The 10,767-nt window shown below is 64.3% G+C and carries 8 protein-coding genes and 1 pseudogene; 5 read left to right on the forward strand and 4 right to left on the reverse strand.

Features of this window, described 5'->3' with window-relative positions:
- The first annotated feature begins 56 nt into the window (after positions 1-56).
- Both CYU59_RS01230 and CYU59_RS01235 read left to right on the forward strand, forming a co-directional pair.
- Complete coding sequence (locus CYU59_RS01230) at positions 57-893, forward strand: phthiotriol/phenolphthiotriol dimycocerosates methyltransferase (protein ID WP_292974959.1); 837 nt, start codon at positions 57-59, stop codon at positions 891-893.
- Between the two features lie 57 nt (positions 894-950).
- Complete coding sequence (locus tag CYU59_RS01235; RefSeq protein WP_292974961.1) at positions 951-2,267, forward strand: cytochrome P450; 1,317 nt, start codon at positions 951-953, stop codon at positions 2,265-2,267.
- Between the two features lie 8 nt (positions 2,268-2,275).
- Here the strand turns inward: CYU59_RS01235 and CYU59_RS01240 are convergent, their stop codons facing one another.
- Positions 2,276-3,061, reverse strand: a complete 786-nt coding sequence (locus tag CYU59_RS01240) for an alpha/beta hydrolase (protein WP_292974963.1) — start codon at positions 3,059-3,061, stop codon at positions 2,276-2,278.
- Between the two features lie 78 nt (positions 3,062-3,139).
- Positions 3,140-3,946 (reverse strand): SDR family NAD(P)-dependent oxidoreductase, encoded by an 807-nt coding sequence (locus CYU59_RS01245; RefSeq protein WP_292974965.1) that lies wholly within the window; start codon positions 3,944-3,946, stop codon positions 3,140-3,142.
- 225 nt (positions 3,947-4,171) lie between these two features.
- Between CYU59_RS01245 and CYU59_RS01250 the strand changes: the two genes are divergently transcribed.
- The 3 genes from CYU59_RS01250 (at position 4,172) to CYU59_RS01260 (ending at position 7,774) form a co-directional block, all read left to right on the forward strand.
- Entirely contained in the window at positions 4,172-5,431 is a 1,260-nt protein-coding gene (locus CYU59_RS01250; RefSeq protein ID WP_292974967.1) for a PE-PPE domain-containing protein, read from the forward strand.
- A gap of 109 nt (positions 5,432-5,540) precedes the next feature.
- A complete protein-coding gene (locus tag CYU59_RS01255; RefSeq protein WP_292974969.1) occupies positions 5,541-6,869 on the forward strand; it encodes a PE-PPE domain-containing protein in 1,329 nt (442 codons plus the stop codon).
- Positions 6,870-6,940: 71 nt separating this feature from the next.
- A complete protein-coding gene (locus CYU59_RS01260) occupies positions 6,941-7,774 on the forward strand; it encodes an SDR family NAD(P)-dependent oxidoreductase (protein WP_292974971.1) in 834 nt (277 codons plus the stop codon).
- Between the two features lie 67 nt (positions 7,775-7,841).
- On the opposite strand, the gene CYU59_RS01265 is transcribed toward CYU59_RS01260, so the two are convergent.
- Both CYU59_RS01265 and CYU59_RS01270 read right to left on the reverse strand, forming a co-directional pair.
- The gene (locus tag CYU59_RS01265; RefSeq protein ID WP_292974973.1) at positions 7,842-9,407 is read right to left on the reverse strand and encodes a hypothetical protein; all 1,566 of its coding nucleotides are present in this window, start codon (positions 9,405-9,407) and stop codon (positions 7,842-7,844) included.
- Positions 9,408-9,708: 301 nt separating this feature from the next.
- Positions 9,709-10,767 (reverse strand): annotated as a pseudogene (locus CYU59_RS01270) (hypothetical protein); the annotation flags it as partial.

The following is a 10,767-nucleotide window of genomic DNA, read 5'->3' on the forward strand; positions in this document are numbered from 1 at the left end:
AAGCCGAAAAAGGCATGCCACAACAAGCACACCCGGCACTGTGCGATACTTCCTGCATGGTTCGTAGCCCTTCATTGGACAACGTCGGCGCAAGTCTCGTCTACCGCATCGGGTCGACAGCGACGTACAAGAAGCTCTTCCGGTACTGGTACCCGCTGATGACCAAGCGGTTGAACAACCAGGACGACGTGCAGTTCCTGAACTGGGGATACGAGGAAGAGCCCCCACTGGGTCTGCAGCTCGACGAGGCCGACGAGCCCAACCGGTACAGCATCCAGCTCTACCACCAGACCGCGACGCAGGACGGCTTCGACCTCGCCGGCAAGAAGGTCCTGGAGTGCAGCTCCGGCCACGGCGGCGGCGCCTCCTACCTGTCCCGCACGCTGAAGCCGGCGTCCTACACCGGACTCGACTTCAATGCGGCGGGAGTCAAATTCTGCAACGAGCGGCACAAGGTGCCGGGCCTGAGCTTCGTGCACGGCGACGCCGAGAACCTGCCGTTCCCGGACGAATCCTTCGACGCGGTGATCAATGTCGAGGCCTCGCACATCTACCCGCACTTCGACCGCTTCCTCAGCGAGGTCCGCCGCGTACTGCGACCCGGCGGGCACTTCCTGCACGTGGATTTCCGCAACCGTGACAACTTCGCGGGGTGGGAATCGGACATGGCGAACTCGGGCCTGCGAGAGGTGTCACACCGGGTGATCAACGACGAGGTGTTGCGCGGGTTGCAGAAGAACTCGGCCCGGTCGAACGAGATCATCAACACCCGCCTGCCGGCCTTCCTGCGGAAGTTCGGCCGCGAGTTCGCCGTGGTTGACGGTTCGTGGTTCTACAACGACCTCGAGCGCGGCGAGATCGACTATCGCGCATACCATCTCACGAAGGACTGAAGTCCTTCCGGGCGATTGCCTTTGCGTCGGTAGGTCTTCACGAAGGGGTTTGTCCGCATGACGCTGGGTCGCAGGTTGCGATTTCGCGCCAGCCTGATGAAGGTCGGGGTCGACGGCGCGCTCGGCGTGGCCAGAGACAAGGCCACCTCTTACGGATATTCGTTGACCGGCCGAAAGACCGCGCCCCCCACCAAGTTCGATCCGTTCTCGGCCGCGATCATGCACGATCCGTACCCGGGTTACCAGACGTTGCTCTCCGGAGACGACGTCCCCAACGTCTGGTACAACCGCAAGCGCGGCATCTGGATCATCGCCGGCTATGACGATGTGCGAAAGGCGTTGCGCGACAACGAAGAACTGTCGTCGGCCGAGAGCCAGAGCCGATTCCGGGTTTACCTGCCGTCGATGAACGCCGCGGATCCGCCGGCCCACACCCGGCTGCGGAAGTTCGTCTCCCGCGCCTTCACCGCGCGGGCGATGGCGGCCTGGCAGACCAATATCAACGAGGTCGCCGACGAACTCGTCGACAACGTGATCGCCGCGCGGCACACCGAGGCGGTCAACGGACTGGCCAAACCGCTGCCCACCCGGCTGATCGCCCGAATGCTGGGCATCCCGCAGGAAGACCAGCCTCAGTTCGTCGCATGGTCGGACGACATGGTCGCGGGTGCATTCGCGCCCCTGACCCCGCACGGCATGCGACTGTCGGCACGCTCGGCCACCGCGACCGCGGCGATGCACCGCAGCCTCGACCCGCTGATCGCGCAGCGTCGTCGCAACCCCGGCGACGACCTCATCTCGATGATGACGCCGGCCGATGCCGACGACGTGCTCACCGACGACGAAATCTTCTGGAGCGCCGCGATGTTGATCGGCGCCGGCAGCGAGACGACGACGAACATGTTGTCCGGGTTGCTGCTGACACTGGCCCAGCGACCCGAGTTGTACGCCCGGCTGCGTGCCCACCCCGAGCTGATTCCCGCCGCGGTCGAGGAGCAGCTGCGGATGGGCTCGCCGGTGCAGGGGTTCTACCGGACCGCGACAAGGGATTACACCGTCGGGGCACAGACGATTCCGGCTGGCGCGCGAGTGCTGCTGCTGTTCGCGGCCGCCAACCGCGACCCGCGCCACTACCCCGACCCGGACACCTTCGACTTGGACCGCAATCCGACCGACCACCTCGCTTTCGGCGGCGGTGTGCACTACTGCCTGGGCGTGCCCTTGACTCGGCTGGAAGGCGCCCGGGTGTTCTCGCAGCTGCTGCCCCGGGTCTCCGAGATCCGGCTGGCCGGCGAATACCGCTACCTCGACAACCCGACAATGCGTGGGCTGGAACATCTTCCGCTGGAATTGGTCCCCGACAAAGGCGCGTAGCGAAGAGGTCAGAGCCCGCGCGAACCGAGCCAGCCGTCGATGCGGTCCGCGACGGCCGCCCAACCTGGCTCGAGCATCATGTTGTGCCCCATGTCGGGAAAGAACTCCGCCCGAGTCCCGTAGGCACGGGCGGTCGCGACCACTTCCGCTCGGGTGTGCGCGCCGTCCTCCTCGGCGCCCAGCACCAGGATCGGCGTCGACACCCGCTTGGGCCGGGGCAGCCTCAGCAGTAGGCCATCGACGCCGATGCGCGAGCTGTCCTCTTGCATGCGGGCCGCGTACTTGCGAACGTCAGCCTCGGGCGTATGGGCCGAAAAGAACCGCTCCCGAGCCAATTCCGGCGGGTTGATGTAGGGCAACGCTCTGCCGGTCACCGTCATCTTCACGAAATCCATCGGCCGCTGCCGCGCCCAGCGCAGGGCGTTTCCGAGGTTTCCCCGTGGCGGAATGGATGACATCAGCACGGCTGCGGGGGCGGTGTATCTCTCCAGATACTTCTGGACGATGAGGCCGCCCATGGAATGACCGACGATCACCGGCGGGCTCGGCAGTTGCTCGGCTGCCGTGTGGACGTCGTCGACGTAGTCGGCGACCGAGCACGCACGAAGGGGCTTGTCGCTGGTGCTCTCGCCGTGCCCACGAAAGCTGACTGCGACGGCGCGGTAACCCTTGTCGGCAAAGTAGCTGAGAAAGTTCTCGTCCCAGCACCACGCGGCGTGCCAGGCGCCGTGGACAAACAGCAGCGGCACCGGATGCGCCTCGCTGATGCTGCCCTTTTCGATCACCTCTAGCACCGCGTCAGCCTATCTTTCCAGTTGGCCGGAACCTTCACGTGTCCAATAATCCGTATTTCGGCCGGGTGTGCGGGGTGGTCAACTGAGCTTCTTCGCCCGCGCCCGCCGGGCAAGCAGCGGCAGCAGCCGATCATGCGGCGCGAATCGACTGCACGTCGCGACGATGTTGTTGACCCGGCCCGGAACGATCCGGCATTTGTCGGCGGCCAGGCCGTCGAGGCCCGCCCGCGCGACGGCTTCGGCCGACTTCCACATGAATCCGGGCAACACGGCGGCCCGTTCCCCGGAGTCGAACCCCGCAGCGTCATCGAAGCCGGTCGCCACCGGCCCCGGGCACAACGCCGTCGCGGTGACCCCGGTCCCCCGCAACTCGCCGCGAAGTCCTTCGGTGTACGACAGCACGAAAGCCTTGGCCGCGGCGTACGCCGCCTGGCCCGGCACCGGAAGGAAACCCGCCAGCGACGACACGTTCAGGATGGCGCCGCAGTCACGTTCGATCATGCCCGGCAGGAATCTGCTGCACAGATCCACCACGGCGGCGACGTCCACTTCCACCAGGTTGAGTTGCTGTTCGGGCAGCGTCTTGGCAATCGGCGCACACACCGAGACGCCGGCGTTGTTGACCAGAATGTCCGGCACCAGGCCCAACTCAGCGACGCGCTCGAACAACGCGGCGCGCTCGGCACCGTTGGAAAGGTCGGCCGGTAGCACGTGCGCCTTCTGATTCACCCGGGCCGCCAGCGCATGTAGCCGATCCGCGCGTCTGGCAACCAGCACCAACTGGTGGCCCCGCCGGGCGAGTTCGACAGCGATGGCTTCCCCGATGCCCGACGACGCGCCGGTGACGACAGCCGCCCTGTCGTCAGCCGGTACCGGGAGCCCCATGCCAACGACCCTAACCGCCCCGTCGAGCAGGTGCGAGCGAACAGACCGGTGTCATATCAAACCCCTGACAAACGCTGAAAATTCACACGCCGAAATATGTCAAATAAGTAGAATTCCAAGCACGCCGAAAGGCAGAATAAGGGCGACAATTCAGCGCTCAGTCGCGGACGCAGACTTCGCACAATCTCTACTGCGCAGCTGGATTCACGACAATCGGGGGATTTCATGAAACGACGCGGCGTGCGCTGGCTCAGCGCCGGCTTGCTGGTCGGTGCCAGCGCTGGGCTGATGGAGATCTCGTCGCTGGTGGATCCCGCGGTGAGTTCGGCGGACGACGCGGCCGACACCGCCCTGATCCTGGGGTACGCCGAGACACCCACCCCGATGCAGTCCTACGTGGACCAGGTGATGAGCGTGTTCATCGATCCGAAATCGCCGTACTTTCCCGACCAGCCGGTGTATCCCGGATATGCGCCGGTGGTGGTGTCTACTCCGGAGGGCGCCGACTACTCGACAGTGTTGACACAAGGTGCGCCGCTGCTGGACCAGGCCATCCAAGACCACCTGTCGACTTCCGACGACCACGTGGTCGTCTGGGGTTACTCCGAGAGCAGCAGCATCGCCACCCAAGAACTCATCAACCTGGGCAAGGAGGGAAACCCAAACCAGGACAACCTGAGTTTCGTCTTGCTGGAGAACCTCAACAACCCCAATGGCGGTTACCTGGAACGCTTTCCCGAGTTGGCAGGGACGCCCTTCCCCGCGACTCCGGCGGACACGCCGTACGACGTCACCATCTACACGGTCCAGTACAGCGCCAGCTCGGACTATCCCCTCTACACGTCGAACCTGCTCGCCGACGAGAACGCCATGGCCGGCTTCGTCGAACTGCATCCGCTGCTGCTGCCCGGCTACCCCTCGGCGTTCGACTTCTCGTCGCTGAACAACGCTGTGCTGGAGAATGTTTCGAGCGCCGACGTGAATACCGATTACTACCTGATCCCGATCCAGAACCTGCCGCTGCTGGATTTCAGCCGCGATCTGGGCGGCAACGCCATGGCTGATCTGATGCAGCCCGACATGCGGGTGCTGATCGACCTGGGTTATGACTACACCAGCAACGCAGATGTTCTCACCCCGGCCAGCATGGCGTCTCCGGACTACACCCCGGCCGTTGTCGACGAGTACCTGCTGGCCGGGGCCAATCAGGGCATCATTGCCGCGCTGGTCGACGTGGGTGTGTTGCAGAAATCTGACCTGGTCGACATGTATCCCTACGTGCCGGACGTCAAGGATTTGATCGCCGGGGCGCTGACGACCAACGACCCGACCGCCGCCACGGCGGACGCGACCGCTTCGGCCAACGCACTTGTCGAGGCTTTGACCGCGTCGGACAATCCGCTGGCGCCCGCGCTGCTGACATTCCTGCCCGGTTTTGCCGACGATCTTGCCGGCTATTTTGGGAATTTCCTGCCATCAGTCTGAGAATTTCCTGCCAGCCCCTTAAACTGACTTTCGTTGCGAGCAATTCGTTGCCGGCGGACGCGTCGTAAAGACGCTGCAGCCGGATTCCACAAAAGTCGGGGGACGATTGATGACACGACGCGGTATGAGCTGGCTCGGGGCCGGCTTACTGGTCGGTGCGAGCGCTGGGCTGCTGGAAATATCGTCGCTGCTCAATCCGGCCATGGCCGCGGCCGACGACACCGCCCTGCTGATGGGCTACGCCGCGTCACCCGATCCGTTGCCGTCGTACATCGACGGGGTGATGAAGCTCTTCATCAGCCCGGATCCGCCGCTGTTCGACGGGCAACCCACCTACCCCGGTTACCTGCCCGAAGTTCAACCCGTAGAGCTCGGCGCCAACTACCAGCTCGTTCTCACACAGGGTGTCGCGCAGCTCGACCAGGGCATTCGGGATCACCTCCTGGATGCTGACGACCACGTCGTGGTCTTCGGTTACTCCGAGAGCACCAGCATCGCGACCCAGGAGATGATCAACCTCAACGCGCTGCCGGTCGGGGAACGACCCGGCGACGACCAGCTGAGCTTCGTCCTCTTCGAAAACCTGAACAACCCCAACGGTGGTTTCCTCGAGCGGTTGCCCTTCCTGGCCGGGATTCCGTTCCCGGCCACCCCCGCCGACACTCCCTACGACACCGCGGTCTACTCGATCGAGTACAGCGGGAGTTCGGACTTTCCCCAGTATCCGTTGAACTTCTTGGCCACGGCCAACGCCATGGCGGGCTTCGTCAACCTGCACCCGGCCTTCCTCCCCGGCTGGCCGACCACGTTCGATTTCGGCTCCGTCAAGGATGCGGTGGAACTGCCGACCTCCATCGAGGACGGCAACATCGACTACTTCCTGATTCCCACCCAGAACCTGCCGATCCTGGACGGACTGCGGGGCATCCCTTTCATCGGCAAGCCGATGGCCGACTTGATGCAGCCGGCCATGCGGGTGCTCATCGACCTCGGCTACGACCGGACCGGACCCGCGGATGTGCTCACGCCCGCGGACTGGACCTCGATGCCCAACATCGACTGGGCCGAAGTGTCTGCGCAGATGCAGCTCGGTTGGGAGCAGGGCCTCATCGCAGCACAGGTAGACCTGGGCCTGCTCCCCTCCTCGGATCTGCCGGACATGTATCCGTACCTACCCGACCTGTCCGGACTGATAGCGGGCTCGACGGCGCCGGACGCCGCGGCAGCGTTGACCGCTGCCGGCACGGTCGCCGACGCCGCCGGCGCGAACACTGATCTGAGCGCGATATTCGGAGACTTAAGCTCCTGGGCGACAACAGAATTGAGCTCACTGTTCGGCGCCAATGCCGCGACCGACATCACGTCGCTGCTCGGTGGCGACCTGCTGACGAACCTGAGCACGCTGCTGACCAACCCACTGGACTTCCTCGGGCTCTGAGTCGGCGACCCGGCCCAAAAGCCGACGGGTCTAAGCTCATTCGTCGTCGGTCGACGGGCTAGGCTGACTCGATGACGAAGAAGCCGACGGCTCTGATCACGGGAGCCACCAGCGGAATCGGCGAGGCGACGGCGTACCGGCTGCACAAGCGGGGGTACCTCGTCTATGCGGCCGGGCGCAATCCGCGAGCCCTCGACGAGCTGTCGTCGCACGGTTTGCAAGCCCGGACTCTCGACGTGACCGACGAAGAAGCTGTGGCCGCGCTCGTCGACGAGATCCATGGTGACGCCGGCGGCGTCGACGTCCTGGTGAACAGCGCCGGATACCCGCTTCCGTCGCCGCTCGAGCAGGTGGCACTCGAGGACCTACGCGCGTTGTTCGAGACGAATGTCGTTGCCACCCTTCACTTGTCGCAGCTGGTGCTGCCTGGAATGCGCGCAGCGGGCGCGGGCCGGATCATCACCATCGGCAGTACCGGCGGCAGGTTCACCAGCCCCGGGGCCGGCGCCTATCACGTCGTCAAATACGGCGTCGAGGCGTTGTCACTCTCATTGGGCGCCGAGGTGGCTCCGTTCGGTGTGCGCGTGGTGCTCATCGACCCCACCGGAGTGCGCACCAATTTTGTCCAGTCTCAGCTTGATTCGGCACCGCAGACCTACGCCGACGATGACCCGTACGGTGTGTTCAAACGCCGCTATGCTGCGACCACCCATGGGCTGGCCCAAGCCCGCGGACTGATGATCGACGCCGACACCGTCGCACGCCTCGTGGTTCGCACCGCTGAGATGCGAAACCCGAAACCACGCTACGTCGTCGGCGCCTCCGGCAAAGCCTCGGTCGTCGCGCGACAGCTGCTGACCGACCGCATGTGGGACCGCGTCATGCGCGCGGGGATGAAAAAGTAAGCGGCAGAACGCCAAACGCAGATCGGCCCCCGAGCCTGAGCTCGGGGGCCGACTGTTGACTGCCCGCTTACAGGCCGATCGAGGCCAGCAGCGCGGTGAAGTCGGCGGTGATCTGGGTCGGATCGAACGCAGTACCCAGCGCGGCGAGGTCCGCTGTCAGTTGCTCCGGGCTGAAACCGGCCGCCAGCGAGGCGAAGTCGGCGTTCAGCTGGTCGGGACTGAAAGCAGTGCCCAAGTCCGCGAGAGTGAACGGGGTGTTGTCGTGGACGTTGAAGCCGAGCGAGGTCCAGAACTGCTCGAACTGCGGCGCCAGGTCGCTCAAGTCGGGGTTGCCCGGCGTGTTCATGTCCGGGTAGCCCGGGTGGTCGAAGTCCCAGTAGTCGCGGTTCTGCAACAGCTCGATGGATCGCAGGATCCCTTCCATCGTCGGAACGTTGGCACCGGAATCACCTGCGGGCCCGCCTGCTGCCCCGTTGGCGTACGCGGTCAGCCACTCGTTGATCACCGGGTTGCCGCCGGGCGTCCAGCTGTTGATGTCCTTGATCAGATCCGGGTAGTCGAGATGATTGTCGACGATGTAGCTGCAGTCGCCCGGGCAGAACGGGCTTCCCGGGGTGATCGGGTCGAACATCATCAGCCCGGCCAGGAACGACTGGAACGTCTGGGTGATCTCGGTGAAGTCGCCGTAAATCGGGTCGATGCCGGTGCCGAACAGCCCGTCGGTGGACGGAGCAGCCATCAGGTGCTGCCAGTAATTCTCGAACGGCTGCAACAGATCGGGATGGAATGTGCTGCCGGCCCAGGGGACGAGGTTCTCGCCGTTGGGGCCGTCGATGGTGCCCGGGATGCCTTCACCGCCCAGCAGACCGCCGGAGCCGTCGAGGACACCCGAGGTGCCGCCGCTCTCAGGGCTAGACCAACCGAGGAAGCCGCTGACGTTACCGGTGGTGACCGCCGTGTCGCCGGTGGTGCCGGGAATGTTGTTGGACGGCTCGATGCTGCCGGGGGCGGTGGGGTCGAAGTAATAGCCGCCCGAGTTGACCGGGTTGAACCAGTTGTCGAACAGCCCGAACTTGGTCTGACCACTCAAGATCGAGTCCAGCCACACGTAGAAGTCGACGCCGGAGATTCCCGTGACGGGGCTCGACAGCTCGAAGGGCATGCAGGCGACCTCGTCACACCCGCCGTTGAACGGCAGCTGCGTGGCGACGTAGCCCCAGATCTGCTGGCCGAGTCCCCCGTCGAAGTCGAGTTCGGAGTTGTTCATGCCGCTCAGCTCCGGGAACGGCAGCAGGAAGTTCGTCACCGACATGAAGTGCGTCGGGTCGCCCGGGTCGACGCCCCACAGGTTGGTCGGGCCGACGACGAACCATGGGCCGGCCATGAACAGGTTGTCGGTGAAGAACTGTGTGGCGTACAGCTCGTTGGCCGGAATGTTGATGACGTCGTACAGCAGATTGAGCGGCACGTTGAAGATCGATTCCCCCAAATCAACCAGCTGCGCTTCCATCTGCTTGATCGGCAGCTGCGCCGCCAAGGTCGTCGCCTCATCGGCCAGCGGTGTGACCGCCACCAGACTCGTCACCGCCAACGCGGCCGCTGCCATGACGTATGGACGTGAAACCGCTTCCATGACGTCCCCCCTCCCCGTTCTGTGGACTGAATTCATGCTGAACTTACACTAAGATTCTCTCAGTTCATGTTCAATTCGTAGGAAACGAACGCGTGGATTGGTTGACAACGGTTCGGATTTTCGTCAGACGCATGCCTAATAATCCAGGCGGTTTGGACAATCGGAAGGTCAGAACGAGTCCCCTGAGTGGGTCGTCGACAATCTGTGAAGCAGGTGTGGAGATGGTTCCAATTGCCTGAGCCGCAGGTCATCAAAAAGTCGGGCCCCGAGCGATGCTCGGGGCCCGACTTTTTTGCTGAGGTTAGAGACCGATGCCGGCCAGCAGTGCGGTCCAATCCGCCGCCAGAGCGGTGGGATCGAAAGCCGTCGCAAAGGCGCCTGGATCGATCGCGGCGCCCGCCAGGGCACCGGTGTCGAAGGAGCCCAACAACGCGGTCAAGTCGGTGGTCAACTGCTCCGGACTGAACGCGGTACCCAGCGCGGCGAAATCAGCGGTCAACTGCTCCGGGCTGAATGCGTTGGCCAGCGCGGTGAAATTGTCGGTCAATTGCTCGGGACTGAAGGCGTTGGCTAGCGACGCGAACTGTGCTGAGAGATCGGTCGGATCCGCCGGGTTAGTCGTGTTGAAGCCTAACGAGGTCCAGAACTGTTGCCACTCTGCGGCCGTCGCGCTGTAGTCCGGGCTACCCGGGAACGTCGGGCTGGGGTTTTTGAAGTCCCAGAATCCCTGCTGCAGGATGTTGATCGAGTTCTGGATCTGGGCCTCGGTCGGCACGTTGGCCTCGCCGGCAGCGTAGGCGGCCAGCCAGGTGTCGATGTTCTCGTTGCCTGGCCAGAGCTGACCGACATCCTTGATCAGGTCCGGGTAGTCGAGGTGGTTGTCGGTGATGAACGAGCAGTCACCGGGGCAGAACGGGCTGCCCGGAGTGAACGGGGTGAACACCGCCGAGGCCGCCAACAGCGACTGAAAGTCCCGGCCGATCTCCTCGAAACTCGGAATCTGGAAGTTCGAGTAGTCCGGGTCGGCCATCAGCCCGTTGATCCAGTTCTGGACCGGCACCCACGGCTCCAGGTGATACGTCAAGCCCTCCCACGGATACGCGTCGCCGGCACCCGTTCCGGGGATGTTCGGGAAGATCGTCCAAGCCTGACCGCTGGGGTCATAGGCACCCTCAGCGCCGGGCTCCCAGGTGTAGCCCTCGGCGCCTGGCCACAACTGACTCAGCGGAGTCTGGAACCAGTTGTCCAGCAGCGGGAACGGCTGCTTGCCGTCGAGGATGTCGTTCAGGTGCAGGAACCAGTCCACACCGCCGATACCGGTGATCGGGCTGGTGGGCGACACCGGCAGGCAGTCCATCGC

Source organism: Mycobacterium sp., from assembly GCF_002863225.1.
Lineage (GTDB): Bacteria > Actinomycetota > Actinomycetes > Mycobacteriales > Mycobacteriaceae > Mycobacterium.

Excerpts from the sequence above, each read along its gene's own strand:
- CYU59_RS01230 (WP_292974959.1), top strand. The coding sequence starts at position 57 with ATGGTTCGTAGCCCTTCATTGGACAACGTCGGCGCAAGTCTCGTCTAC.
- CYU59_RS01235 (WP_292974961.1), top strand. The coding sequence starts at position 951 with ATGACGCTGGGTCGCAGGTTGCGATTTCGCGCCAGCCTGATGAAGGTC.
- CYU59_RS01245 (WP_292974965.1), bottom strand. The coding sequence starts at position 3,946 with ATGGGGCTCCCGGTACCGGCTGACGACAGGGCGGCTGTCGTCACCGGC.
- CYU59_RS01250 (WP_292974967.1), top strand. The coding sequence starts at position 4,172 with ATGAAACGACGCGGCGTGCGCTGGCTCAGCGCCGGCTTGCTGGTCGGT.
- CYU59_RS01255 (WP_292974969.1), top strand. The coding sequence starts at position 5,541 with ATGACACGACGCGGTATGAGCTGGCTCGGGGCCGGCTTACTGGTCGGT.
- CYU59_RS01260 (WP_292974971.1), top strand. The coding sequence starts at position 6,941 with ATGACGAAGAAGCCGACGGCTCTGATCACGGGAGCCACCAGCGGAATC.
- CYU59_RS01265 (WP_292974973.1), bottom strand. The coding sequence starts at position 9,407 with ATGGAAGCGGTTTCACGTCCATACGTCATGGCAGCGGCCGCGTTGGCG.